Origin of the sequence: Nostoc sp. ChiSLP03a, from assembly GCF_034531215.2 — a bacterium.
GTDB lineage: Bacteria > Cyanobacteriota > Cyanobacteriia > Cyanobacteriales > Nostocaceae > Nostoc.
Genome location: NZ_JAVRBQ020000092.1, coordinates 32,979 through 59,390, shown reverse-complemented (window position 1 = coordinate 59,390; position 26,412 = coordinate 32,979). Strand labels below are relative to the sequence as shown.

Here is a 26,412-nt window from a genome sequence, read left to right as displayed (position 1 = left end):
AAAAGTCAGAATCGTTAACAAGTTGAATGGCGCAAATAGGAGTATTGTTAAGAAAGATTGTTGTAATGTATTGGAGCGATGACATGGCGTGGATCTATCTTTTTATTGCTAGTTTATTTGAGATAGGATGGGCAATTAGTTTGAAGTATACACAGGGGTTTACTAAGTTTGGTTATAATGTTGCTACTGTTACCCTGATGATACTCAGTTTCACTTTTTTGTCTAAAGCCCTGCGCACACTACCACTTGGAACTGCTTATACTATCTGGACAGGTATAGGAGCCGTTGGTACGGTTTTGTTAGGTATAGTTTTATTTCAAGAACCTCTTGAAGTACGCCGCATTACTTGCATAGGCTTAATAGTCATAGGTGTGATAGGACTAAAGCTAGTTTCTCCACATTAACCGTGAGCTTACAGTACAAACATCTAAGGAATTCAAAGAATCAGACAGAGGCTATCTGGTGATTTTAGCTGTACAGACGAATCACTAATTAAACTATCAGATAAATTTATAGAATTTTTTGCAATGCATAGAGAATGGTCAAAAGCGCTGATATTTATTGATAATGAACTTAGTAATTTGTTTTTCTCTGTTGGACTCATTAACAACACACGAAACCAACTAAGTTAAAACTACACACAGGAAGAATATCAACAGCTAAGGCAATCAGCTAACGACCGTCTATAACTCATCCCAAAACCAATCCAAAGTAAAATTACAACCGAAAAGCATAACAGTCTTGACCTTGTTCATTTAATAGATCGCTGCGCTCTCTAATATAATCTAAAAAGCGTTTAGCTTCAGCTTTTGCTTGATGTCGCTCAATATTTTTTCTATTAACTGTACGTTAGCAAGCACCGCTCTTATTTGACACAACTTTTAAAGTTTTGAAGATTAGACTAATATCATAAACTATAGACCACTTACGTTGGTAGTCTAAATCCATGTGAACAATATCTTCAAAGTCTTTAATACTGGAGCGACCATGAGCCTGCCATTCACCAGTCATACCCGGCTTGACATTCAAACGTTCCCAGTGGTGCTTTGAGTAGTGTATCACTTCATTAGGAGTAGGAGGGCGGGTGCCTACTAGACTCATTTCCCCCAGCAGCACGTTCCAAAACTGAGGGAGTTCATCTAAGCTAGTGCGGCGGAGAATTCTTCCGACACAGGTAATGCGGGGGTCATTCTCATTTTTGAATATCCGATCGCTTTCAGCTTCATTCTTAACTAAATGCTTAAGTTGGTCAGCTCCAACTGACATCGAACGGAACTTCCAAATTCGGAAGTGACGCCCATTCAAACCACAGCGAATTTGACTGTAAAATATAGAGCCTGGGCTATCTAACTTAATCGCGATCGCAATCGGAATTGCTAAGAATACTGTAATCGATAGCCCAATAACAGCACCTAAGATGTCAATCATTCGCTTGGCTTTACTGATTACAGAAGGATGAACTGGAACTTTAACTTTAGGAAGAGTATGGGTATCATCTAGAACTTGCATATCAACTTGCATATCAAAACGATGGGGAGTAAAGGTATTAGACATGGTAATTGCAGTTTCAGTAGTAAATTGATGAACTCTATCGTCTGTACATTTACTTATTTCAGTAGCCTATAAAAGCGAGAATGAGATTTTCTAATAAGCAGTCAACATAATTCGTAATTGATAATGACGCTCCTGCGTCGCTTGCCGCCGGCGCTAACGTAATTCCTAATTATTTTTGTACCTTCTTTAATTACGAATTACGAATTACGAATTAGTAATTATTTGGTCAATAGGCACTTGAACGTCTAGACAAAACCCCCTTAAGTAAAGCGGTTAAGCTTGAACTATCTATAAAATTTACTTTGACTAGATGAATCACCCAAAGAGTAGTGTTACAAGCAACTTTTAATCAGTCTTGGTGATGAATTAAAAGTTCAAATCGTTTTCAAATCCAGACTTATTTTGTGCAGCCAATGTGATTTGGCTACTTTGTTCTTCACTTTGGCGTCGGTCAAACGCGTAGGTTAGTACTAAACGTAAAAAGATAAAGTTGCCTAAAAGATAGCGCTGCCAAAGTCGAGTCGGTTCCATTGCTAGTCGCCACAACCACTCCATACCAACAGAGCGAATTGGATAGGGGGCACGGGGCACACGTTCAGCCATAAAATCGAACAGACCACCCACACCCATACAAGTGATACGAGGCAATTGGCTAGCGTATTGGTTAATCCAAATTTCCTGTAGGGGTACGCCCATCGCCACTAACAGCAGGTGGGGGCGGGCTATCCGAATAGCCTCTAATACTTGCTGCGTTTGTGATTCAGGAAAATAGCCGTGTTGAGTTCCGGCAATTATCAACCCAGAATAGGCTTTCTTGAGGTTAGCTGCCGCTTCTTCAGCGACACCCGGCTTACCACCTAGAAAATAAACTGATAAACCTTTTGCTGCCCCTTCTTTGCACAAAGCTGGAACTAAATCAGTGCCATTGAGATTATGCACCAATGGTGTACCCAACAAAGCGCTACCCCAACGAACTCCGCTCCCATCTGCCAACAACAAATCACTCTGCTCTAAGGCTTTTGCCAATGCTGGGTTTTTGGCAGCAGTTACCATCGTGTGGGCGTTAGCATAATACACTCGACCACCCTGCCGCTTCAGCAACTGCGCCAGTAATAGTTCAATTGCCTCATATAAAGGCATACGATCGAAATCGGTATCAAGAAAACTAACTCGGTCTGCCATATAATTTAATGCTTGCCATCTGGAGTTGCAAAATAGTAGAATTCAGAGCATTGCCATATTTTCTGCTCACCGGAAATTTACTGGGAGATTATGCATTAATTGATACAAAGAATTATGGCTGCTGGTAAGCGAAGATTACCTGCAACAAAACTGAAATTTTTGATCTATCAGGACCTTTGAGATACTTAACTGTTTAATGTGTAAGTACCATAAAAGATTCGATCCGAATTGAGAGTTTACTCACAAGGTTGAGTCAAAACCTAGCGAACTCTACGTATACTTTCGTACGCAAATACCGATGCAAAATACTATCTGATGGCTACTTAAATTATTTTTTATACAGTATCCTAACGAGGAATAAAATTATCCAGCTAACTATCCGTTTGGCTGTGGCGTATAGATAGTCTAAATTTCATACTAAGATAAGTAGGCACGATAAAGCGAAGGTATGTTTAATTTTTTCAAAACTGTAGAATAACCCACTTATAAGCTATTCGGTGAATTTACATTTTTTTACATAGCTTTGTTTTTTAACGCCGATTAACTGAACTACAGGACTAAAAAACCAAAGCTTTGACAAGTACAGAAATAAAATAACAAACAATTATTGCCACGCAGAATTGATGTTGAGTGAAAATATTTTCAGTAGCGAGTGAGAAATTTTGTTTATCTTGTCATTGCCATAGTCAAGTAATAATGGCAGGCTGTAGAGTTGTCAGATTGCAATTTAATTGCTTATGCTTTTTATCTGTTAATGACTTGAGCCTGTCTGGGAAAAATAAATCTTTCTTCTTTGTATCTTTTTGCTCTTAAGTGATGATTTAGTTCAACTTCTTCGCCCAAAGCCTTATTGTTACGTCCATTCAACGCTGACGATCGGCTACGCTGGACGGTTACGCCATCGCACTTCCTTTGCGATCGCTAAAACCATTGTTATATAGTAGGCATTTCCCGTTTGCAGATAAGTGTAGATGTATGAAAAGACACCGAATTATGGTTATTGGTAAAAATGTCATGACCGTGCAGCGCGTCAGCAGTCATTGCCTAAAACAAAATGCAGAAGTTTTTCCATATTATTGTATTCCCACGCCGGAAGAGATCGCTTTGTTTGAACCTCATGTATTGGTGCTATGTCTACCCATACCTGAGCAATTCCAGCATCAACTACTTCAGCCTTACATTTTGTGGTCAGAACAACTCGTGAATAACATCTCACCACTGGCTACCACTTTGACAGAATTATCTGACTGTTTACATAAATTCCTCTAAGCTTAAATCAGCCCTTGGCGTACAGCTAAAGCTGCTGCTTGAACGCGATCGTCAACGCTAAGTTTGTTGAGAACCATACGTACATAAGACTTGACGGTTCCGAGTGAGAGGTAGAGTTGGTTTGCAATCTGCTGGTTTGAGCGCCCCTGTGCAATAAGTTTAAGAATCTCGCGTTCGCGATTACTGAGAATAGGTTGCGCTATTACCTGAGATACAGGAACATCGGGAGCGATAGCGGTTGACCTAAGCATCCGAGCAACTTTTTGAGCGATTAGAGGATCTAAATAAGCACCACCTTGAAGTATCAATTGAATAACGGCGATGAGCTGTTCCCATTCAATGGTTTTAAGACAGTAACCATCAGCACCAGCTGCAAGCATCCCCATAACCTGGATATCGTCGTCGAAGGCACTTAAGGCTAGAACACAAGTAGTCAAGCAGTTACTTTTTATGTGCTGGGTGGCTGTAATCCCATCCATAACTGGTAGATCGATATCCATTAAAACTACATCTGGTTGGAGTTGACTAGCTAATTCAACAGCCTCTCCACCGTCCAATGCTTCTCCAACTATACTAAAACCAGGTTCTAGGCTAAATTGCCCTTTCATCCCTCGGCGGATTAAAGCGTGATCGTCAACTAATAAAATCCGCACAGTTTTATTTTCGTTAATATTAGGTATCATTATTGCTACATTTGGTTGTATTCTGTTCGTCGTTACTATCAACTTGATTTATGGCACTTGGGAGAGTAAACCAGAAAGTACTTCCTTCTCCAAGAGAACTTTCAACACCAATGTTTCCTCCGTGAGCCTCAATAATTTGACGACATAAGTACAAACCAAGCCCACTTCTTCCACGATGCCTTCGTCCTTGAATAAAGCGGTGGAACAGCTTTTCCTGAGCTTGCGGTGCAATTCCCAAACCGTAATCGCGCACCGAAATCCGCACTTGCTCTTGTTCATAAGGCATTATCTCAATCAGAATTTCTCCATTAGGCTTACTTACCCGCACAGCGTTATCAAGTAAGTTTTGTAAAACTCTTTGAATTTCTAGTTCATCACCATATACAACTGGTAGCAATTGAGAAGTTTTACAAATGAAGGCTAACTCACGTGTAGATGTTGCTTTTATCTGACTAATTACTTTAATTAAAATCTTTTCCCAGTTTAGGCGATCGCACATTAAACAAGCACTGCCTGCTTCATAACGGGAGATATCTAAAAGGAGTTCTACAAGCTTAAGCAGATCCTCATTAGCTTCATGGTACTCTTCAAAAACTTCCTTCCAAGTGTCATTGACTGAACCAAAAGCTCCTCTGAGCATACAGTCTAAAGTGTTACGAGTCGCAAGTAAAGGAATACGTAGGTCATGGGAAAGTGCAGATATCATATCTTCAAGCTGTTGGTTACGCACCTCAATACTTTGTTGACGGTGACGAGTCTTATCAGCGATCGCGTTAAGCACTCCAGCTAGTTGCCCGATCTCATCTACAGAAGAATGGGATAGTTGCACTTCCATTTGTCCCGCTTGCCAAAGTTTACAAACTTGTGTCAATTTGTTTAATGGAAGTTTGACTCGCCAATGCAACAACTGGAGATTTAAAATTGCTATTAATAAAATGATTAATGTGCTGAAAATATTGATCGCAGTGTTAATACTATTCAAGAGCTGTATACGATTTTTGCGAACTCTCAAAAGCATCTCTTCGTGCTGAATGAGTTTCTCAATCTCGTTATGCAAAGAATCAAATAAAGTGCTTTTTGTCAAAGCAGAATTCCTTACAGAACCAGAAAGCGCTTTTTGCTTCAACTCCCTTTGCCACTGGTTATAGATATATTTAATTTTATCGAGTTGCTTTATTTGAGCAGGGTTGTCTTGTACGAGATTGTACAGATGGTTGAAGCTGTTGTGGAAGCTGGGCTTTTTCTGACGATAATTTATAGCATTAGTTCGTCCCTGATTAGAATTTTCTAGAAAACCTTTTTCTTGATTATCTATTACAGCATTGAGTAAACGTTCTCCTTCTCGCCCTATGAATAAAGCATGGGTTATCTGGTTATATGCCTCATGATTTAGGTGTGCAATCAAGAGGTTGAAGACTTGCTGTCCAAATAAAAAGAACACTAGTAGTAAAATACTAGTATGCAGAGGGTTTAAAAAATTACCTTTCCTAGATGAGTGAATTAAGAAAGGTATCAAGCTAATAGCTATCACTATTTAATATCTCTACCACCTTAATTAAGTTACCTAGAATACTACTTAACACCTCTATACACCAGTACTGCAAAAGCTTTGCTGGTGTTCAGCTATCATTCAAAAGCGTTAACTATACATCTATTACATATCAATATCCTTCATATTAACAACTCAACTGTATTAAATAATGTCGCAAAAACATACTACTACATTTTTTACAAAAATTAACATAATGTATAAAAATTAATAATTTTTTAGCTTCGTGAGTTTCATGCAACTGTCAGTTACATGAAATAAGTATAGAGTAGTATTATTTACGGAGTCCCATAGTAGATTCCTCTACCATTAGTGCCAATAAAGACTAGTCCAAATTTCTGCCAGCTAGCCTCCATGACATTAGGCTCATTGCCCATAGGTTGGTGTAAATAGGCGATATTTATCCATGTTTTTCCTTTGTCGAGAGAGCGAAATACTCCTTCGCCCATACCAGCAATTTCCCCATACAAATACAGTGCAGGAATTTTGCTTCCCTTCTGTGCCTTACCAAGGGCGAATAAATAAGCTTTTTTCACTTTAAGAATCTGGGCAAATTTCACACCGCCATTTGTTGAGCGATAAAGTCCGTGAGAATTAAGACTGAGCCAAACTTCGCCATTAACCCCCGGAACTGTTTTGAGCATAGACCAACTTTCAGAAGGCAATAATGAGTTTACAATCTTAAAGGATGCGCCTCCGTTCTTACTGCGGTATAACTTGCCACCACTGTAGTAGTAAAAAGTGTTGCCATCTAATTTGTCAGCTACTAATGGTTGACCCCAGTACCACGGGCCTTTGGGGCCTTTGGGTAATCCTGATACTTTGCTCCAAGAACATCCGCCATTGGTTGTACGAATAGGCTGTCCTTGATTAATAATTGCGACAAATAGATTTGAATTTGTTGCTGACATGGCTACACGCAACGGGATTGTGTTCTTCGGAAACGAGGAAAATTGTTTCCATGTCAGTCCCCCATCTTGCGAAGTTGCTCCCGTATAAGTATTGTTCCATCGATTACCACCAACACGTACCATTTGTGAAGGATTGCTTTCGCTATAAGCAAGACCATAGGTATCCTGGAACCGAGGACTATTTTTGCCACCAAACTGCGTAGATGGGTAGACATCTAGCCCATTGCTGTGGTCAAACCCATCCGTATCAGCAACACCGCTCAACAATTTAGAGCCACTTCGAGGTGAGACTAGGGCGAAGCTAACTAGCTGCTCGTGTCCTTTTTCATAGTTTGACCAAACAGATGACTCTGCGTTGATGTTATCTGTCCGCCATGTTCCATACCAGTCTGTTAACCATAATCGTCCAGCAGTTTTTGGGTCAAACTCAATCGCTGAGGTTGAGGAGGCAAAAAACCACTTAGGCCACCAGGGCACTTGAGGTTTCAAAGTATGCTTTTTCTCTTGCCATGTAGCTCCACCATCAGTAGATTCAAATATGACACGATTGTTTGTTGTGGAAACATACTGGTCATAAACAATTAAAAGATGATTGGGATTGTTTGGATCTACAGCAATGGCATTAAATGTAGTTTTCGCGTTACTTGGTGTGATATCGCTCCAAATACTGTTTGCATATTTGCTGACACCTGACTTATGCGTTACATACAGAACTTTGTCTTTTGCCAGAGCCATTCGATTCACTTTTGATGGACTTCCTGGTATTTTGCTCCAGGTAACACCCGCATCAGTGGATTCATATATGCCATCTCCATAGGCATTGGCATAGAGTAGTTCAGATACATTTTTGCTAAATACAATACCTGTAATTCCAATCTTTGTTTCCGGCTTTTCGGGAAAAGAGCTAACCTTGCCCCATGTTGTACCACTATCTGAAGACTTCCATAGCCCATTCAATCGCGAGCCAAATAAAATAACATTGGAATTAAAGGGATTAACGGCTAGCCTCTCTCCGAGCCAACGTTTATTTTCATTGCCGCCCATTGGCAAGTCTATTTTCAGCTTATTCCAGGTTTGACCGCGATCGCTCGATTTAAAAATTGTTCCTAATCTACCCCGGTTGGTAGTATATTTACCTGCTGCTATGTATACAATATCTGGGTTATTTGGGTCAAGTGCTAAGGCTTCTCCTCCGTAGTAATTGCTGTATTGCAAGCTAAATATATCTGTTAGCGGCATCCATTTGTAGTCTTTTGAATTCCAACGATAAAAGCCACCCATATCAGTTCTGATGTAGGCTAAATTTCGCTCTTGTGGATGCAAATAAATGCCTGTAACATAACCACCTCCTCCGATAGAGACGTTAGTCCAGTGATACCTTGATGTAGTACTCCAACTAGACTTGAGGGGTGTAATTGTGACGACAATAGCCAGCGCAACTATAGCAATACAAATTGTTTTCCCTAGCAGTCTCCAGAAACGGCGATCGCTCATTGCTATTTTCATGATATTTGCACGTGTTTATTTTAATTGACGTTACAGGAAGTAAATTAAAGTCAAGTAAATCAGGTACACCCATTCAAAATCAATGAAACGCTTACGCTGTATTAATTTTGAATTTTGAATTTTGCCTTGCGGTACTAAGTGGATATCCGGGTGGATAATTTTATTGAACCCCAGAGGATGCTGTCTGCATGGATGCAATATTGACCATCAGGCGGTTTTGTCATTGCTGTTTAGGAAGGAAACTTTACTAAGAATTATTAATCAATTTTTAAGTAACAATGTAGTACGATCCTGTAAGTTTACTTAGGCGAATCGCAAAACCCACCTAGACTTTGTAATTCCGCAGCCAGTTCCCGACTTTAGAGGATTTTTAATGGCCAATCATACAGAAATCTCTGCGGGTTACCCTAGCAGTTTGAGAAAATTAGTAGCGAGAAAAGGATGTTGGCAGCGTTACTTACTTATAGGTATAACAACCAACATTGCATTTTGGGCTGCAACTTTTCTTTATCTAAAACTTACACCACCGACCTACACTAGTTCTTCAGCTATTAATCTGCCAGGAGCATGGTCAAATGCCAATATTAATTTACCAGACATTGGCTATGCTAATTATGAAAATGTGTCTCCATACGCTGCTCTTTCTTCTCAAGATCCAAGAGAAATTTATAAATTTATTGCTGAAAGCGACCCGATATTAAAAGCGGCAGCAGATCAACTTAATATGTCTTTAGAAGAGTTTGGCAAACCTCGGCTCAAGCTAATAATTAATACTTCGATGATGAGCGTTGACTTTCAAGGCGCGAGTCCCCAGGAAGCTCGAAATAAATCTTTAGCTTTTTACAAAGCCTTGCAAACAAGACTCAACAAGCTACGAAATCAAGAAGCTGTTCAAAGAGATATAGGTTATCAAACATCCCTGATTTCTTCGCAAAAAAAATTAGCAGATGCTCATAAGCGGCTTTCCGATTACAAAGCACGTTCGGGTTTGAACTCTGAAGATCAAATTAAGGATTTGACAACCAACATTGAACAGCTCCGCAGACAACGAGCTGAAATAATCGGTCAACAGCAACAGGCTACTACTCGTTTGGCACAATTATCGAATAATTTAAAACTATCTGCTGGACAAGCTACAGATGCTTTTACCCTTCAAACAGACCAGATATTTCAACAAAACTTAAAAAATTATAGTGATGCTAGCGCTTCTGTGATAGTTTTAGAATCCAAATTTCTGCCTAGCCATCCGACATTAATTACAGAGAAAGCGAAAAGAGACGCTGCTCAAGAGGCCCTGCTAGTTCGAGGTCAGTCTCTTTTAGGACGAAAATTCACTTTGGCAGTTCTAAAGCAATTAAGCCTTAGTAGCAATAACTCTGGTAACAACGTTCCTCGAGACGCTCTTTCCCAAGAACTAGTTATAGTTCAGGCAGACCAAAAGGGATTCACTGCTCAAGCTCAAGCAATAGAACAACAGATTAACCAGCTTGAGAGTAGGCTCAAAAAGTTAACACAGTTGGAAAGCACCTTGGATTCGTTGAAGCGAAATACGCAAATTGCTGGAGCGGTCTTTTCTTCAAATTTGACCAGACTGGATATTGGTAAGTCGAATACTTTTGGATCTTATCCACTGATTCAACTTGTTATACAGCCTACATTACCTGAGAACCCAAGTTCCCCAAAAGATAAATTGGTTTTGCTAGGTTCAACTTTCGGCTCCCTTTTCGTATCCCTTGGACTGGTGTTACTTTGGTGGCGCGAACGTAAAAATTTAATATCTGATAAGACGATGAGTACAGAGAGGAAAAGAATGGAACAATGAAACCTCAAAACTTTGAAGAAAGTCTTGTTTGGTATTGGATAATTAGTACCTATGTGTTTTATTTTATTGGTATTTTATATCCTATAAATTTTTTATTAGCTTGGATACTGTTTTTTTACCTATGTAAGCGGTTGTGGAGCCAAACAGCGCACACTAGTATTGAAAAAAGAATCAAAGTTTATTGGATACATTGGGTTTGGATTGTCTCTATTTTGGTAATAGCGATCGCTACAATTGTCGGCTGTATAAATTATGATGTAGGTACAAATCAAACTCTTAGGTCATTAATTAATTGGTTTACAGATTGGGCTTTGCTAGCACTATTTCCATTAAGCGGCTGTCTCAATATTCGACCACAATTAATCTATAGAGCCGTCTGTATTTTATGCCTTCAAAGTTTGATTTTAATTCCCTTTTTTTATCTAGCTTGGATACTACATTTGCCCGCACACTTATATTCTTCTCCAATTGAAAGATTAATCCAGAATGGAGAGCTTTTTTACAATGTAAATCTTTATGGTAGTGATTACGGTACGAATAATGTCCGTCTATTTCTATTTGCACCTTGGGCACCTGCGCTCGGTCTTATTGGAAACATCTACTTCTTTCTTGCTCTTGAAGAACGTAACAACAAGTGGCGCTGGATTGGTATAGCTGGCTCTTTAGCGATGAGTATAGTATCTGTTTCGCGCTTATCTTTTATAGCTTTACCAATAGTTTTCATATTAGTTTTGTTGCTGACAAAAATTACTAAACCTACTACGCAAATTGCGCTCGGATTTGTTAGCTTTTTAGCAGGTATTTTTAGCACGGCACTTGTTACTACTATTAAAAATGTTAAAGAAGCATTTTATAATGCTAGACCGGACTCTTCACGAGTGCATGAAGCTTTAGGTGTAATTGCTTTGGAGAAATGGAAAGAAGCTCCTATCTGGGGTCATGGTTTTCGAGAAGCACCAGGGCCTAAAGCATTAGCAGAAATGCCTATCGGCTCTCACCATACTTGGTTTGGTCTTTTGTTTGTTAAAGGAATAGTTGGCTTTATTGCTTTTTTAGTACCAATTTTATTGAGTTTTATAGTTTTGCTGATTAAAGCAGAGAAAAGCACAATTGCCAGGGTGGCATTGTATTTTCTGATCACTTTATTACTTTTTACATTTAATGATAGTCAAGAGGCTTTATCTTACTTATACTATCCCGGTTTAATTATCATGGGAATTGCATTTAAAAAAGAAGTTAAACCTCCTAATTCTTTTATTAAGAAGATGCCTGAAGCCGCTTACATTTAAATTTTAACTTGATAAAAAATATATAATTATCTCTGAAGAATACCCTCATGTTAATCAAAAAGCTAAGGCAAAAAGTATCTAGTCAATATTTGCGTAATATTGGTTGGATGGGTGGAGCAGAGTTAGCAAATCGTGTTTTCCGATTGGGAACAACAATTACTTTATCTCACCTGTTAAATCCCTACGATTATGGATTGATTGCAATTGTTTTGACTACTAATGAATTTGCAACTGTTTTTACCTTAAGAGCTGGAATTGGATCTAAGATTATTCAGGCATCAGAAAAGGATCTAAAAATTATTTGTCAGACATCTTACTGGCTTAATTGGATACTATGCGGAGTAATGTTTATTATTCAGTGTACTGCCGCTTTTCCGATAGCTTGGTTTTATAGTAATAACCAAGTTATCTTACCTATCTGCATAATGGCATTAGTCTACTTAATGCTGCCAATTTTTGCAGTTCAGTCTGCTTTAATCCAGCGAGAGAACCGCCTAAAAATTATAGCATTATGCAATGCTACTCAGTCGTTCCTAATCAATATTCTCACTATAGGTTTAGCTCTATTAGGGATGGGAATGTGGGCTGTTGTTGTACCTATTGTTATAACGACTCCAGTATGGATTGTTATTAATCTGATGAATCATTCTTGGCGACCTACCATGTTCCTTAGTTTTAACAAGTGGCAAGAAGTTGTTAGTTATGCGAGAAATATTCTTGGCGTTGAGTTACTAAATAAGCTAAGAGCTAATCTTGATTACCTGATTATTGGACGTTTTTTAGGAGTCCAGGCGCTAGGAATTTACTATTTCGCTTTCAATGCTGGCTTAGGAATCAGCATGAATGTCATAAATACAATGACTTGGTCTTTATACCCCCATCTTTGTGCTGCTCGGAGAAACGTTAAGCAGCTTCGAGAACGTTATTTTAGTAGCCTCAAAACATTTGCCTTAATTGTATTTCCATTGGTTTTGCTACAGTCAAGCCTAGCTCCATTTTATGTACCAATTATTTTTGGGCAAAAATGGGTAACAGCAATTCCAATATTGATAGTTATCTGCTTGTCAGCCATACCACGCCCATTTGCTGATGGCGCTTCTATGTTACTTAACTCTGTAGATAAAAGTCATATTAATCTTTATTGGAACTTAATTTTTACTGTGATTTTTACAATCTCATTACTAGTAGCTGTGAAATGGGGAATTTTTTGGGTAGCTGTTGCGGTGTTCATGGCTCATATATTAGCATTACCTCTTTACAGCATTTGGGCTAGTAAATATGTTTTATCTAGAACTCAATCTTTATCAGTTGCAAAATAAAAATTAAAGCTAAATAAAAATTTGGCTTTTTAGAAAAATACCTTTTGCTAGCTACACTCATTCATTGCAACATAACGAATGATAACGAGGAACTAAAATTAATGACTACCACCCAACCGGAACAGCTAAAAGAACTTCTGCATAAATCACTAGAAAAATTAGAGACATTTCCAGAGTGTGCATTATTAGACTATCCTGATTATCCTAATATTGGCGATCATCTGATTGCCTTAGGTACTGTACTTTATTTAATCAATGTGCGAAAAACAAAAATTAAATATACTGCTAGCCCTAATAACTTTTCTAGCAAAGTAATGGAAGATAGAATTGGAAAATCTCCTATTTTCCTGCAAGGAGGAGGGAATTTAGGCGATCTTTGGACTGCTCATCAAAAATTTCGCGAACAGATTATTTCCAAATACCAAGATCGACCAATAGTTATCCTACCACAAAGTATTTATTTTGTTGATCAAAGCAATTTAATAGAAGCAGCAAATGTATTCAATTCACATCCTAATTTGACTTTGTTTGTGCGTGACGAATACAGCTATGAACTTGCTCTAAAATATTTCTACAACTGTCAGGTAATTAAAGCACCTGATATGGCTTTTGAAATGGTCAACCTACGTGGACTCTTATCTAGGTCTAACCGTAGTAACTCTATTTTATATCACTATAGAAATGACAAAGAGTTGAATCAAAGTAATTCTCAGACTTCTATCGATCTCCCTAATTTAGTTGTAGAAGATTGGACTTCTTTCAAATATGACACAACTGAACGTATGGAGCGAATTCGGGAAGGCTTGCAAAAAGGCACAGTGATTCCTGGTGAGTGGATATATCGACATCTTTGGAAATACTTCCATCATTATTCCTTTGGATTCAATAGCTTATATAACTCCTCAATGCATCTTAAATCTTTAAGTTATATGCATCATGGAATGTATCAATTCAAGCAGCATCGTCTAATTATTACAAACCGCCTGCACGGACATATTCTCTGCATTCTTATGGGTATTCCTCATGTCTTTCTACCTAATGCTTACCATAAAAATGAGGCATTTTATCAAGCTTGGACTTACTCAATTCCCTTTTGCAGATTTATAAAAGAATCTTCACAAATTCAGGTGGCTGCACAAGAACTCTTGGAACTATTCCCAAACTAACTCTTTCTACTTTCCATCTGGTTAAACTCTATGACCGAAAACGACTCATGATACAGAGCAACTAAATTTATTTATAGGGATCATTAATTTTGAATTTTGAATTTTGAATTTTGAATTTGGAGCGAAGCGACGTGACAACTATATCCGTTATTATTCCCACTTACAATGCTGAACGCACTATTTTAGAAACAATAAAATCCGTTCTTCAACAAACCTTTTCTGATTTTGAGCTAATTGTTATTAATGATGGCTCAACTGACCGGACTTTAGACCTATTGAAAACTATTGAAGATTCTCGTCTCAAGATTTTTTCATACAGCAATGCTGGTCTATCAGTAGCTCGTAATCGTGGTATTTTTCATGCCACTGGAGAGTTTATGGCATTTCTCGATGCTGATGACTTATGGACACCTGATAAATTAGAGCTACAACTAGCAGCATTGCAAAAACATCCAGAGGCAGGACTTGCTTATAGCTGGACTCTAAACATGAGTGAAACAGCAGAGATTTTTCATCCTGGTCATAATGTAGTCTATAAAGGTAATGTGTATGACAAATTATTACTCAGTAACTTTATTTCTAATGGTTCCAATCCTTTAATTCGTAAACAAGCAATTGAATCTGCTGGAGAATTCGACCCAACTCTTTCTTCGGTGGAAGATTGGGATTATTGGTTTCGTGTAGCACAGCACTGGGATTTTGCAGTAGTTCCCAAACCTCAAATTCTCTATCGTCACTCTTCAAAATCTATGTCAACTAAAGTTGAGAAAATGGAGAAATATTTGCTTATTGTCTTGGAGAGAGGCTTTCAAGCAGCACCGCCAGAGTTACAAAATCTTAAAAATCAAAGCCTAGCAAATATCTATCAATATTTAACGGGTATGGAACTGGCTCATGTAACTAATAGAGAACAGGTTAACCAAGCTGGTCGTAAATTGTGGAAGATGGTTTCTTTATATCCTCAGATTTTGCGAGAAAGAGTAACTCAGCGTTATTTAATGAAATGGCTAGTAATGCAAGTCTTTTCTCCTCAAATTGCTAAGTACTTGACTCGACCTTTTTCTTTGGCTAGGTCTGTTGCAGTTCCAAAGCTGCAATAGAGGCTGTTATTAGAAAGCAACTTGTTGATACTAATTAGTTAGTAGAATTTAGCAACTTATTGAAATCATATGCCAACTATATCTGTCATTATTCCCGCTTATAATTCTGAGCGCACAATTGTCGATACAATTGTCTCAGTACAACAACAAACTTTTTCTGATTTTGAAATAATTGTAATCAATGATGGTTCAACAGACGGAACTCTCAAGCTACTGGATGAGTTGAAAGATAGTCGGATACAAGTCTTTTCCTATGAGAATGGAGGTTTATCAGTAGCTCGTAATCGTGGTATTTCTCATGCTAAAGGAGATTTTATAGCCTTTCTTGATGCTGACGATTTATGGACAGCCGATAAGCTAGAACTTCAGTTAGAAGCTTTGCAGAAAAATCCAGAGGCAGGTGTTGCTTATAGCTGGACTTATTTTATGGATGAACAAACTGGAAATTGCCATTTGGATCGGCCAATTTTGTTCCAAGGTGATGTTTTGGCGAATTTATTAACCTGGAACTTTATTGCTAGTGGTTCAAATCCCTTAATCTGTAAGCAAGCAATTGAATCTGTAGGAGAGTTTGAACCTTCAGTATCAGGAGCAGCAGATTGGGATTATTGGCTGCGTTTAGCTGCAAAATGGTCGTTTGTTGTAGTTAGCAAACCGCAGATTTTTTATCGTCAATCTTCAAATTCAATGTCATCTAAAATTGAATTTATGGAAGATTGTCAGTTCCAAGTATTGGAGCGAGCTTTTCAATCAGGATCGCCAGAAATTCAAATCTTGAAAAATCATAGTTTAGCTTATGTTTACCGATATTCTTGTCGGCTCTGCTTAACAAGAATTACAGGTGATGAAGGAGTTGAAAAAGCAAGTAAAAAATTAGGGAAGGCAGTTCAGCTATATCCAAAAATTCTCCTGGAAAAGGAAACTCAAAAGCTAATTGTTAAATTGTTGTTGAAAAAAATACTTGTAGAAAATATTTCTGCATACTTGCTCCAGATTATTAGTAAAATTCGCGTTGCTTATGTTCAAAAATTAAATATTCATGAAAAAAGAATCGGTTGAGGTAAGTTGTAGTACTTGCCACTTGGTAACTCAATGGGATAGTTACTCAGTCTTATTCTGGATAATGGTGGAGCGATCGCTTATTAAGAATTTCAATCAGACTATCCACACGCAGCATAAAATGTATTATTAAATACATTAATTGCTTTAAGTAAGGAATACTAGAAGGAATATCTTACATTATCTGGTGAAAACTTAAGAAGTGGGATTTGTCCTCTAACTAGACGGATAGCCAGATGGATAAATATATCACTTTTTTAGATGCTATCACTAGAAGGTGCGATCGTATCCATCAGATAGTATTCCCATTGCCATATCAAAGATTACTGTACTACCAGTAAAACCTGAGAGCAAACTGAAACTAAAGTCAGTCTGAAAAATGAAAAAAGTTTCTGTAATTATTCCGGTTTATGGAGTCGAGAAATATATAGCTGCTACTGTACAATCTGTTCTTGAGCAAACCTATACAAATTTCGAGCTTCTAATTATCGATGATGCTTCTTTGGACAGGAGTATAAATATTTGTCAGCAATTTACTGACCCCAGAATTAAAATTATTCGCCAGTCAAATCGAGGAGTATCTGGAGCTAGGAATACTGGTATTCGCCATGCTCAAGGAGAATATTTAGCTTTTTTGGATGGAGACGATCTTTGGTTGCCAGAAAAGTTAGAAAAACAGATTGCTCACTTAGAAAATTCACCAGCAGTCGGTGTTAGCTTCAGTCGTTCTGCTTTTATTGATGAAGCTGGACAAGCTTTAGGTACGTATCAGATGCCCAAGCTTAAAGAAATCACGCCATCCTATTTACTCAGTTGCAATCCGATTGGTAATGGCTCGGCTGCGGTAATGCGCAGAGAAGTTCTGGAAGCAATTAAATTCCAAGATAATCTTTATGGAACTAATGAAGATTGTTATTTTGATGAACGCTTACTCCAATCAGAAGATAACGAATTTTGGATTCGTATTTCCATTAAAAGCAATTGGCAAATAGAGGGCATTCCAGAACCCTTGACTTTGTATCGGGTTAATTCAAAAGGGCTTTCAGCAAATATGCTCAAGCAGTTAGATTTTTGGGAAAAGCTAATTGAAAAGACACGCTCCTACGCTCCAGAAATTTTTACTCAAGGGGAAACACTTGCTAGAGCTTACCAGTTGCAGTATTTAGCTCGTAATGCTGTAAGACTACGAGAAGGGTCAATGGCTGTAAAATTAATTAATCGAGCGTTAATAGCTGATTGGCATATTCTTATTGAAAATCCGAAAAGTACAATTTTGACACTGGTAGCAGCTTATTTACTTTTACTCTTACCTCAAAATGTTTACAATAAATTTGAAGCTTTGGTTTCAAATAATATAGTAGGGGCTAACCAAAAACGTCGTATTCTTCAAGAAAATATCTAGAAATAATTAAGAATTTTCTATGCCTAAAGCATAATTATATTTCTTGCATAGCGCATAGTAAATTTAATTAAATATTAATTAAATTAAATAAATCAATGGGAATAGTCAACAATGAAAAAAGTTTCTATCATTATTCCGGTTTACAAAGCAGAAAAATATATAGCTGCTACACTGCGATCGGCTCTTGAACAAACTTACGAAAACTTCGAGATTTTAATTATTGATGATGGTACTCCTGACAAAAGTATAGAAATTTGTCAGCAATTTACAGACCCTAGAATTAAAATTATTCGTCAAAAGAATCGGGGTCTACCTGGGGCAAGAAACACTGGTATTCGCCATGCACAGGGAGAATATTTAACTCTTTTAGATGCTGATGACTTATGGTTGCCAGAAAAATTAGAAAAACACGTTAAGCATTTAGATAATTCGCCTAATGTCGGGGTAAGCTTTAGTCGCTCTGCTTTTATTGATGATAATGGCAACCCTTTAGGTATTTATCAAATGCCTCAGATGCAGGGAATAACTCCAGCGATTATCCTTTGCCGCAATCCAGTCAGCAATGGTTCGGTAGCAGTAATTAGAAGAGAAGTTTTTGAAGCTATTGAATTCCAAGACAATCTTTACGGTACAGTTGAAAATTTTTATTTCGATGAGCGATCGCGTCATACTAATGGTGACTCAACAGATGTTGAATGTTGGTTTCGGATGTCTGTTAAGAGCGATCTGCAAATAGAGGGTATTCCTGAAGCTTTGACTTTATATAGGGTAAATTCAGGGGGACTATCAGCTAACTTACTCAAGCAGTTAGATTCTTGGGAATTGGCAATCTCTAGGGCACGTTTATACGCCCCAGAAATAGTTAATCAATGGGAAACACTGGCTAGAGCTTACCAGTTGCGGTACTTAGCGCGTAGAGCAGTCAGTTTGCAAGATGGTGAAATGGCTGTGAAGTTGGTGAATCGAGCATTAGCAACCAACTGGCATATTCTCTCTAAAGAACCACGCCGTACACTTTTGACTCTGGGAGCGGCCTATTTCCTTCGGCTTTTGCCCCAGTTCCTTTACAGTCGAATTGAGACTGTTGCTTTAAAAACTACAGGGTATACGCAAAGACAGCGCATTTCACAAGGCTTAGGGGGGAGCAACGCGATTTCATGAGTTCGCCCAAAGGACGTGTATAAATAAGCTTTAACGCGGCTTTTGGCTCGAATCACTCACTTGAGTTCCTGTATAATTGGGAACCCAACCTTCTGCAATTGCAAAATAGCGTATCCCTTTGAAATTCAACAATGCAGTTGGGCTGCACCAATGCTCAACGCCAGCGGGGATATAGAGATAGTCTTGTGCCTGAACTAAAAGCTGTACTTGACTGCCATCAGGTCGCACGAAACCATAAATCATTTCTCCTGACAACACATAGAGGGGTTCAGGCGCAGGATGAGTATGGTAACGACCGTAGGTGGCAATCAGATGGTGAAGATTGAACGAACCTGGATGCACATTTAGTAAGTCACACCAGAGAGCGCCATTTTCTTGCTGAAGAAATTCAAAAACGCTGTTATGGAGTTCTACGTAATAACGTTTCTCGGTCTCAGTTAAAACGTCCTGGTCTAGCAGATTAGGGAAGAGTAGCGATGTTCCTGGGTCGTAGTGTTTGAGTTGAATGCCAAGAGGTGCAAGTTCGCGAGCTATTTCGTCTAAATCGCTCTCAATCGTACCGTCGTTAAGTAGTAGGTTAGCCATGACAAAAAGACTAATTAACTGTTAAGAAGAGTATACTCAATTTTGAGATGAAAAGCCACTATTTCCGACTGAGAAACCGGGGAATGAGGCATGGGGAATAGGGCAATAGAGAATGTATACAAGAACTAAGATAAGGCTTCCTTAGATCAGAATTTTAGAGGGACAACAAAAATAACCAATGCCCAATGCCCAATGCCCAATGCCCAATGCCCAATGCCCAATGCCCAATGCCCAATTCCTAATTCCTAATACCCATTAAAAGAATAAATTTATCGCCAGAATGATGCTTATTGGTACCACTAGCATCTAAGCTAGTACGGGTGAACTATATCCAGCATGGAATGTCTGACTTAATTCTGTTTTGGCATCGGCGCGATTTACGCATTTCTGACAATACGGGACTGGCTGCGGCAAAACGGCAAAGTCCGAAGGTGGTGGGCGTGTTTTGCCTCGATCCGAATCTTCTGGAACGGGATGATGTTGCTCCTGTGAGAGTAACTTATATGATTGGTTGTTTGCAGAAACTCCAAGAGCGATATGCTCAAGTTGGTAGCCAGTTGTTAATCCTCCACGCCGATCCTGTACAAGCGATACCAACTTTAGCCGAAGCAATAAATGCTAAAGCTGTTTTTTGGAATTGGGATGTAGAACCTTATTCACAAAAACGCGATCACACCATTAGAAATGCCCTCAAAGAAAAAGGTATTGAGTTTCTTAACCAAAACTGGGATCAAATCCTCAACTCTCCAGAGGAGTTACGCACGGGTAGTAACAATCCTTACACGGTTTACACACCCTTCTGGAAAAATTGGATTGCCAAACCGAAAGCTCAACCAGTAGAAACACTGCAAAATGTTGAGGGATTGACGGAAGCTGAACAAGAAAGTGCCAAAGTTGCAGGAGCGATCGCACTACCTTCAGCAAAAGATTTAGGATTCATCTGGGATGGTGACTTGATTATTTCACCAGGAGAAGCGGCGGCACAAGAACGATTAGAAGAATTTACTAATAAAGCCATTACTGAATATCAAGAACAGCGCAATTTCCCCGCAGTGGACGGAACATCACAACTGAGTGCAGCTTTGAAATTTGGCGTAATTGGCATTCGCACCGTTTGGCAAGCCACGGTAGAAGCACTGGAAAATAGCCGCAGTGAGGAAACAGCAGTTAATATCCGCACATGGCAACAGGAATTAGCTTGGCGGGAGTTTTATCAACACGCAATGTATAACTTCCCGGAATTAGCTGATGGTGCTTTCCGCGACACCTTTAAGAACTTTCCTTGGCAAACAAACGAAGAACATTTTCAAGCTTGGTGTGAAGGGAGAACAGGCTACCCCATTGTAGATGCAGCAATGCGTCAGTTAAACGAAAGCGGCTGGATGCATAACCGCTGTCGGATGATTGTTGCCAGTTTCCTCACTAAAGACTTGCTAATTAATCCCCAATTGGGAGAAAAATACTTTATGCAACACCTGATTGATGGTGATTTATCTGCCAATAATGGTGGTTGGCAATGGAGTGCTTCTAGCGGTATGGACCCCAAACCTGTGCGGATTTTTAACCCAGCCAGCCAAACACAAAAATTCGATCCAGAGGGAGAATATATCCGGCAATGGGTGTCAGAATTGCGGTCTGTAGATACAGAATATTTAGTTACTGGTAAAATTTCATCTTCAGAACGTCATGCTGTTGGCTATCCCGATCCAATTGTGGATCATAAAGTACAGCAACAGCAGTTCAAACTGCGTTATCAACAGCAAAAAACTCTTAATAGTGGTGAGTAAAATTGTGAATTTTTTAATATTACAGCACTTTGCAACTAAATGAGGTACAGAACCAAGGATTCGCAAATCAAATTATTCTTCTCCCTCCTGCCTCCAGCATAGCTGCCTCCTGCCTCAAAACCAGTGAATTTGTACCTCATGCAAAAGAAAACTGCTGTATCTCTCTTACGCATTGACAAATGAAATGATAAATGTAGTAGTAAAACAACTGGAATCAAACAGATAACGGAACACCAATTTATGACCTCAACCACAACTTACACTTACGATGTCGATGGCAAAGTGATATCTGAGAGGACAGATAACAACAGTGATGGGATAATAGACTCAGTTATTACCTACCGCTACGATCGGACATCCACGAGCGTTGACGACAACAGCGACGGCAAAGTTGATTATGTCCGAACCTTTACTTATGATGCCAAGGGCAACGAGACATCCATTAGCGATGATAACAACGGCGACGGCAAACTTGATTTTGTCCAAACCTCTACTTATGATGCCAACGGCAAGTTGACATCCATTAGCAATGATAACAACGGCGACGGCAAACTTGATTTTGTCCAAACCTCTACTTATGATGCCAAGGGCAAGTTGACATTCACGAGCACTGACGAAAACGGCGACGGCAAACTTGATTTTGTCCAAACCTCTACTTATGATGCCAAGGGCAAGTTGACATCCACCAGCCGTGACAACAACGGCGACGGCAAAGTTGATGATGTCCAAACCTATACTTATGATGCCAAGGGCAACCAGACATCCTTTAGCCATGACTACAACGGCGACGGCAAAGTTGATTCTGTCGAAACCTCTACTTATGATGCCAAGGGTAACAAGATATCCACGAGCATTGACTACAACGGGGACGGCAAAGCTGATGATGTCGAAACCTCTACTTATGATGCCAAGGGTAACAAGATATCCACGATCGCTGACTACAACGGCGACGGCAAAGTTGATTCTGTCCAAACCTATACTTATGATGCCAAGGGCAACCAGACATCCACCAGCCGTGACAACAACGGCGACGGCAAAGTTGATGATGTCCGAACCTATACTTATGATGCCAAGGGCAACGAGACATCCATTAGCTATGACTACAACGGCGACGGCAAAGTTGATTCTGTCCAAACCTATACTTATGATGCCAAGGGCAACCAGACATCCTTTAGCGATGACAACAACAGCGACGGCAAAGTTGATTATGTCCGAACCTATACTTATGATGCCAAGGGCAACCAGACATCCACGAGCATTGACGAAAACGGCGACGGCAAAGTTGATTCTGTCGAAACCTCTACTTATGATGCCAAGGGCAACAAGATATCCACGAGCATTGACAACAACGGCGACGGCAAAGTTGATTTTGTCGTAACCTCTACTTATGATGCCAAGGGCAAGTTGACATCCATTAGCCGTGACACCAACAACGACGGCAAAGTTGATGATGTCCAAACCTTTACTTATGGACGCGCATCCGCTAGCTATGACTTCAACAATGATGGTGTAATTGATGCAGTTGGCATCTACAGCTACGATTTTAACGACAACTTGAAATCACAAAAAATTGACAATAATGATGATGGCATCTTTGATCGAGTCACCGCTTATAGTTACGATGCTAACGGCAAACTCTCTGCACAGGTAGCTGACAAAAATAATAATGGCATCCCTGATGAAATTACCACTTTCAACTACGATCGCAATGGCAAACTAATTTCCGCAGATATTGACAACAACAGTGATGGCATTACTGATGCAGTTGCCACTTATCTGTATGATACCAATGGTCAATTAACTAGCAAAACCACCACAGACACAAATGTGCCAAAGATTACTTTAAACGGTGGTAACGGTGCAGATCAACTCAGTGGTGGGGCTGGTAACGATCGAATTTCCGGCAAAAACGGCAACGAGCAACTCTTTGGATTAGCCGGAAATGACAAAATAGTTGGTGGTAATGGTAATGATATCCTCAATGGTGGTGCTGGGCGTGATACCCTTATAGGCGGTTGTGGATCTGATAAATTTGTGTTCAGTAGTCTGAGTGATTCGCTGCTGTCTAGCTTTGATAAAATAACTGACTTGAACATTTCTCAAGATAAAATTGATGGGCTATATGCAGTTAGCGCTGATAATTTAGTTCAACTTGGCACTGTTGCGAGTCTAAATCTTTTCGATGTACAACAGATATTGACTGCAACTGCTTTTGTAGCTCAAAGTGCGGCAACTTTTACCCTTGGTACAGGCAATAAGGTGCAGACTTTTCTAGCACTCAACGATAACACTAATGGATTCTCTGCCCTCACGGATGCTGTGATTGAGATTAGTGGCTACAAAGGCAGCTTGAATAATTTAGCAGTTGTCTAACTTTATGCTGCTGACCAAAACTAGAGTTCGTTGGTGCAGAACACAAGTCCGTAGCGATATATTACTTACGTCTTGACTGGTAAACGAGAAATTGTCCATAAGATGAGTAGAAAGATTAAGTAAATTGTGCCAACTAATCCAAACTCAATCAGAGGAATGTAGGTTACTTCGTAAATTCTGCCCAAGCCGCGTTCAGTCAGTGCATAAACGGCCAGGACACTCACTAAAAAGGCTCCGTAGATAGTACGTTTAGTCCAGATACCCACAGGTAAACCGTGAAGCTGAGTAAGCACGAGAATACCAAAAAAACCAAAGAGAAATGTGGGCCACTTGCTTTGTCCTAATATTAATGACACGATTACACTATGTAAAAGCACTGAAGCCTCCAAAGTAAATGTCCACCAACGGTTTACATGGGTGCGGTTAAAAATCAAGGAAGATTGGAGCAGAAGCAAGAACATATAGAGAAAACCAATTAAGTGCCCCAAAGTCGCTTCCATTGGGTGATACCAGAAGGTGTAGATAGCGGCGAAGGAGAAAAAATAGCCGTGGTGCAGTTTGATAATTTGCAAAAACTGTTGATGGAATGGAACAGAATTGCCAAAAAATAAACCGCGTCGAGGTGTTTCTAAAATCAGTACGAAGACTAGTAAAAGTACAACTGCACCTTGAGAAGCCCAAATTGAAGTATCTTGAGCTAGAGCATCGTACCAAATATATGTTTGGAGAAAGTGTAAAGCAATGAATGCACTATTAATAGCAAGCATGAGGTAATTTATCGGGTGCAACGTTGATTTGTATTTCAACTGCGATGCCTGCGGCGGGCGTAGCCATCGCTGCGCCCACAAGATACACGCCCAGATGCTAAACTGATGCCCAATGTACATACCCCAAGCCGTTGCTCGACTCCAAAAGGTTGGTTGGGGAAGTTTCCAGTAGTACCAGTTTAATCCTTGGTCAGGAAGTTTGATAATGCTTGCAGGAATGCTCCCACCGATCCAAATTCCGTAGGTGAGGAGGATGCTTACAAAGATACCTAAAAATAATACTCGGCGACCAGTCATAGTAATTTTAGATTTTAGATTTTAGATTTTTGATTAAAAATTTTTAATACAACGTGAGTTCGACAAGCCCTTTTTTGACCTCTCCCCCAACCCCTCTCCGACACGGAGAGGGGAGCCAAAACCCTAATTTCTCGTTTCTCCTCCCTTTCCCCGTGGGAGAGGGAGGCTGGGAGGGAGAGGTTCATCGAACTCACGTTAATCCAAGGCTGTTTCAAAAAATTGTTAAACTTTGAAATCAAGATTGTCAGGCGATACGTTCTGTTTTTGATTCAGATGCACTTTTAGTTACTCGAAAACTAAGAGTTAAAGCTACTAGCGTTACTAAAAATCCACTCAAAAAAGGAGCAGAAGTTCCAAATTTCATAAAACTCGCCCCTGCCCATGTTGGCCCAGCGATGCGTGCCAATGCAGAGCAAGAACTGGCAATTCCTAATATTTGTCCTTGTTCTTCTGGGGATGTTATCTGGGAAATCAAGCTGTTCAATATTGGTTGGCTGACGCTAATTCCCCATGCCACAAGTGTGGCGGCGACTAATAATAAAATTAAGCTTTGCGAGAATCCAATTAACAATAATCCTAAACCTAATCCTAATATTCCCAAGATAAGTAACTTGATTTCACCTAATTTTTTCTTGAGAAATCCGATTAGTCCTCCTTGAATGATTGTGCTGACAATCCCCATGAAGGCAAAAAGATAACTAGCTTGTTGAGGGCCCCAATTTAATTGCTGCTTAGACCATAAAGCTAATGTAGAGTCCATAGCTGCAACAGCAAAGGTGACTAAAAAGTAGATGCCAACAAGTACACAAAACTGCGATCGCTGTGACAACTGTAACAAGTTTAGGGATTGCTGACGGTGGCGATGAAGTTGAATTTTGGCTTTAGTCTCAGAATTTAGAGATTCTGGAAGTAATATCAAAGCACAAAGAAATGCTAATAAAGATAATCCGGCTGCAAACAACGACGGTAGATGAAAGTTAGCGTTGTTCGGATCTGACCCGATTAGAAGACCTCCAATCGCTGGGCCGAGAATGAAGCCAAGACCAAAAGCTGCGCCGATTACACCCATACCACGAGCTCGATTAGTTAGCGTAGTAATATCTGCTATGTACGCCTGAGCAGTGGCAATATTCCCTGACATAATCCCAGCTAGACTACGAGCAATAAACAAAATCCATAAAGAGTTGGCAAAACCTAAGCCTGCGTATGCAATTACCGAACCGAATAAAGTCAGTAATAAAATCGGACGGCGACCGTAGCGATCGCTAAATCTGCCCCATAATGGTGCAAATAAGAACTGCATTAAAGAATAAATAGCTACAAGTAAAGTCGCTTCATTAGGTTTTGCACCAAATTGTTCGGCATACAAAGGCAGTATCGGCAGAATAATTCCGAAGCCGAGCAAGTCTATAAATACAGTCAAAAATAAGACGAATATAGCCCTGCGATTATTTTTACTCTCCATCTGGGCAATTCCATTTTATAAAAAAGATGTGTGAATTAAATTAGTTTTAAGGACATTTGGGAATGCTTGATTGTAAAAATCTATTAATTACAAACAGTCATCAGTACAAGCAAAGTGTTTGAATTTCAGTGTGGTTGAGCAAAATAGCATGGAACAAACCCATAAT

21 protein-coding genes are annotated in these 26,412 nt (G+C 39.4%); 13 read left to right on the top strand and 8 right to left on the bottom strand.

Going from position 1 to position 26,412, the window contains the following annotated elements; translation table 11 throughout:
• Positions 1–26 precede the first annotated feature (26 nt).
• Positions 27–404, top strand: a complete 378-nt coding sequence (locus tag RMY32_RS15130) for a multidrug efflux SMR transporter (RefSeq protein ID WP_322708937.1) — start codon at positions 27–29, stop codon at positions 402–404.
• Positions 405–849: 445 nt separating this feature from the next.
• Here RMY32_RS15130 and RMY32_RS15125 read toward each other — a convergent pair whose 3' ends face one another.
• Both RMY32_RS15125 and RMY32_RS15120 read right to left on the bottom strand, forming a co-directional pair.
• Complete coding sequence (locus RMY32_RS15125) at positions 850–1,509, bottom strand: sugar transferase (protein ID WP_409883123.1); 660 nt, start codon at positions 1,507–1,509, stop codon at positions 850–852.
• A 411-nt stretch (positions 1,510–1,920) separates the two neighbouring features.
• Positions 1,921–2,736, bottom strand: a complete 816-nt coding sequence (locus RMY32_RS15120) for a WecB/TagA/CpsF family glycosyltransferase (RefSeq protein ID WP_322708936.1) — start codon at positions 2,734–2,736, stop codon at positions 1,921–1,923.
• 803 nt (positions 2,737–3,539) lie between these two features.
• Here RMY32_RS15120 and RMY32_RS15115 point away from each other — a divergent pair.
• Together RMY32_RS15115 and RMY32_RS15110 are read left to right on the top strand one after the other, a co-directional pair.
• On the top strand, positions 3,540–3,677 hold the full coding sequence (locus RMY32_RS15115) for a hypothetical protein (protein ID WP_322708935.1): 138 nt from the start codon (positions 3,540–3,542) through the stop codon (positions 3,675–3,677).
• A gap of 34 nt (positions 3,678–3,711) precedes the next feature.
• Positions 3,712–4,005, top strand: a complete 294-nt coding sequence (locus RMY32_RS15110; RefSeq protein WP_322708934.1) for a hypothetical protein — start codon at positions 3,712–3,714, stop codon at positions 4,003–4,005.
• Between the two features lie 2 nt (positions 4,006–4,007).
• Here RMY32_RS15110 and RMY32_RS15105 read toward each other — a convergent pair whose 3' ends face one another.
• The 3 genes from RMY32_RS15105 to RMY32_RS15095 form a co-directional block, all read right to left on the bottom strand.
• The gene (locus RMY32_RS15105; protein WP_322708933.1) at positions 4,008–4,688 is read right to left on the bottom strand and encodes a response regulator transcription factor; all 681 of its coding nucleotides are present in this window, start codon (positions 4,686–4,688) and stop codon (positions 4,008–4,010) included.
• Complete coding sequence (locus RMY32_RS15100; protein WP_322708932.1) at positions 4,678–6,129, bottom strand: ATP-binding protein; 1,452 nt, start codon at positions 6,127–6,129, stop codon at positions 4,678–4,680. The genes RMY32_RS15105 and RMY32_RS15100 overlap by 11 nt, the downstream gene beginning before the upstream one ends.
• A 386-nt stretch (positions 6,130–6,515) precedes the next feature.
• Positions 6,516–8,654 carry a hypothetical protein gene (locus RMY32_RS15095; protein WP_322708931.1) on the bottom strand — a complete coding sequence of 713 codons (2,139 nt, stop codon included), beginning with the start codon at positions 8,652–8,654 and terminating at the stop codon, positions 6,516–6,518.
• Between the two features lie 373 nt (positions 8,655–9,027).
• On the opposite strand from RMY32_RS15095, the gene RMY32_RS15090 reads away from it, so the two are divergent.
• From RMY32_RS15090 to RMY32_RS15055, 8 genes are all read left to right on the top strand, one after another.
• Positions 9,028–10,476: a hypothetical protein gene (locus tag RMY32_RS15090; protein WP_322708930.1), complete on the top strand. Its 1,449-nt coding sequence runs from the start codon at positions 9,028–9,030 to the stop codon at positions 10,474–10,476.
• Positions 10,473–11,765 carry an O-antigen ligase family protein gene (locus RMY32_RS15085; protein ID WP_322708929.1) on the top strand — a complete coding sequence of 431 codons (1,293 nt, stop codon included), beginning with the start codon at positions 10,473–10,475 and terminating at the stop codon, positions 11,763–11,765. Before RMY32_RS15090 ends, RMY32_RS15085 begins: the two co-directional genes overlap by 4 nt.
• 47 nt (positions 11,766–11,812) lie before the next feature.
• Positions 11,813–13,084, top strand: coding sequence for a lipopolysaccharide biosynthesis protein (locus RMY32_RS15080; protein WP_322708928.1), 1,272 nt, complete (start codon positions 11,813–11,815; stop codon positions 13,082–13,084).
• A 101-nt stretch (positions 13,085–13,185) separates the two neighbouring features.
• On the top strand, positions 13,186–14,250 hold the full coding sequence (locus RMY32_RS15075; RefSeq protein WP_322708927.1) for a polysaccharide pyruvyl transferase family protein: 1,065 nt from the start codon (positions 13,186–13,188) through the stop codon (positions 14,248–14,250).
• A 131-nt stretch (positions 14,251–14,381) separates the two neighbouring features.
• Entirely contained in the window at positions 14,382–15,350 is a 969-nt protein-coding gene (locus RMY32_RS15070; RefSeq protein WP_322708926.1) for a glycosyltransferase family 2 protein, read from the top strand.
• Between the two features lie 69 nt (positions 15,351–15,419).
• Entirely contained in the window at positions 15,420–16,409 is a 990-nt protein-coding gene (locus RMY32_RS15065) for a glycosyltransferase family 2 protein (RefSeq protein ID WP_322708925.1), read from the top strand.
• A 379-nt stretch (positions 16,410–16,788) separates the two neighbouring features.
• Positions 16,789–17,811: a glycosyltransferase family 2 protein gene (locus tag RMY32_RS15060; protein WP_322708924.1), complete on the top strand. Its 1,023-nt coding sequence runs from the start codon at positions 16,789–16,791 to the stop codon at positions 17,809–17,811.
• Between the two features lie 111 nt (positions 17,812–17,922).
• Complete coding sequence (locus tag RMY32_RS15055) at positions 17,923–18,972, top strand: glycosyltransferase family 2 protein (RefSeq protein ID WP_322708923.1); 1,050 nt, start codon at positions 17,923–17,925, stop codon at positions 18,970–18,972.
• Positions 18,973–19,002: 30 nt separating this feature from the next.
• Here the strand turns inward: RMY32_RS15055 and RMY32_RS15050 are convergent, their stop codons facing one another.
• Positions 19,003–19,557 (bottom strand): cupin domain-containing protein, encoded by a 555-nt coding sequence (locus RMY32_RS15050; RefSeq protein WP_322708922.1) that lies wholly within the window; start codon positions 19,555–19,557, stop codon positions 19,003–19,005.
• 341 nt (positions 19,558–19,898) lie between these two features.
• Between RMY32_RS15050 and RMY32_RS15045 the strand changes: the two genes are divergently transcribed.
• The gene (locus RMY32_RS15045; RefSeq protein WP_322708921.1) at positions 19,899–21,344 is read left to right on the top strand and encodes a deoxyribodipyrimidine photo-lyase, 8-HDF type; all 1,446 of its coding nucleotides are present in this window, start codon (positions 19,899–19,901) and stop codon (positions 21,342–21,344) included.
• A gap of 240 nt (positions 21,345–21,584) precedes the next feature.
• Positions 21,585–23,717, top strand: a complete 2,133-nt coding sequence (locus RMY32_RS15040) for a bluetail domain-containing putative surface protein (RefSeq protein WP_322708920.1) — start codon at positions 21,585–21,587, stop codon at positions 23,715–23,717.
• 65 nt (positions 23,718–23,782) lie between these two features.
• On the opposite strand, the gene RMY32_RS15035 is transcribed toward RMY32_RS15040, so the two are convergent.
• Together RMY32_RS15035 and RMY32_RS15030 are read right to left on the bottom strand one after the other, a co-directional pair.
• On the bottom strand, positions 23,783–24,781 hold the full coding sequence (locus RMY32_RS15035) for a hypothetical protein (RefSeq protein ID WP_322708919.1): 999 nt from the start codon (positions 24,779–24,781) through the stop codon (positions 23,783–23,785).
• 244 nt (positions 24,782–25,025) lie between these two features.
• Positions 25,026–26,246 (bottom strand): MFS transporter, encoded by a 1,221-nt coding sequence (locus RMY32_RS15030; protein ID WP_322708918.1) that lies wholly within the window; start codon positions 26,244–26,246, stop codon positions 25,026–25,028.
• Positions 26,247–26,412: the final 166 nt, after the last annotated feature.

What these genes read in the sequence shown, in the direction of transcription:
- RMY32_RS15130 (WP_322708937.1), top strand. Translation starts at nt 27, where the DNA reads ATGGCGCAAATAGGAGTATTGTTAAGAAAGATTGTTGTAATGTATTGG.
- RMY32_RS15125 (WP_409883123.1), bottom strand. Translation starts at nt 1,509, where the DNA reads ATGCAAGTTCTAGATGATACCCATACTCTTCCTAAAGTTAAAGTTCCA.
- RMY32_RS15120 (WP_322708936.1), bottom strand. Translation starts at nt 2,736, where the DNA reads ATGGCAGACCGAGTTAGTTTTCTTGATACCGATTTCGATCGTATGCCT.
- RMY32_RS15110 (WP_322708934.1), top strand. Translation starts at nt 3,712, where the DNA reads ATGAAAAGACACCGAATTATGGTTATTGGTAAAAATGTCATGACCGTG.
- RMY32_RS15105 (WP_322708933.1), bottom strand. Translation starts at nt 4,688, where the DNA reads ATGATACCTAATATTAACGAAAATAAAACTGTGCGGATTTTATTAGTT.
- RMY32_RS15095 (WP_322708931.1), bottom strand. Translation starts at nt 8,654, where the DNA reads ATGAAAATAGCAATGAGCGATCGCCGTTTCTGGAGACTGCTAGGGAAA.
- RMY32_RS15090 (WP_322708930.1), top strand. Translation starts at nt 9,028, where the DNA reads ATGGCCAATCATACAGAAATCTCTGCGGGTTACCCTAGCAGTTTGAGA.
- RMY32_RS15085 (WP_322708929.1), top strand. Translation starts at nt 10,473, where the DNA reads ATGAAACCTCAAAACTTTGAAGAAAGTCTTGTTTGGTATTGGATAATT.
- RMY32_RS15080 (WP_322708928.1), top strand. Translation starts at nt 11,813, where the DNA reads ATGTTAATCAAAAAGCTAAGGCAAAAAGTATCTAGTCAATATTTGCGT.
- RMY32_RS15075 (WP_322708927.1), top strand. Translation starts at nt 13,186, where the DNA reads ATGACTACCACCCAACCGGAACAGCTAAAAGAACTTCTGCATAAATCA.
- RMY32_RS15065 (WP_322708925.1), top strand. Translation starts at nt 15,420, where the DNA reads ATGCCAACTATATCTGTCATTATTCCCGCTTATAATTCTGAGCGCACA.
- RMY32_RS15060 (WP_322708924.1), top strand. Translation starts at nt 16,789, where the DNA reads ATGAAAAAAGTTTCTGTAATTATTCCGGTTTATGGAGTCGAGAAATAT.
- RMY32_RS15055 (WP_322708923.1), top strand. Translation starts at nt 17,923, where the DNA reads ATGAAAAAAGTTTCTATCATTATTCCGGTTTACAAAGCAGAAAAATAT.
- RMY32_RS15050 (WP_322708922.1), bottom strand. Translation starts at nt 19,557, where the DNA reads ATGGCTAACCTACTACTTAACGACGGTACGATTGAGAGCGATTTAGAC.
- RMY32_RS15045 (WP_322708921.1), top strand. Translation starts at nt 19,899, where the DNA reads ATGTCTGACTTAATTCTGTTTTGGCATCGGCGCGATTTACGCATTTCT.
- RMY32_RS15040 (WP_322708920.1), top strand. Translation starts at nt 21,585, where the DNA reads ATGACCTCAACCACAACTTACACTTACGATGTCGATGGCAAAGTGATA.
- RMY32_RS15035 (WP_322708919.1), bottom strand. Translation starts at nt 24,781, where the DNA reads ATGACTGGTCGCCGAGTATTATTTTTAGGTATCTTTGTAAGCATCCTC.
- RMY32_RS15030 (WP_322708918.1), bottom strand. Translation starts at nt 26,246, where the DNA reads ATGGAGAGTAAAAATAATCGCAGGGCTATATTCGTCTTATTTTTGACT.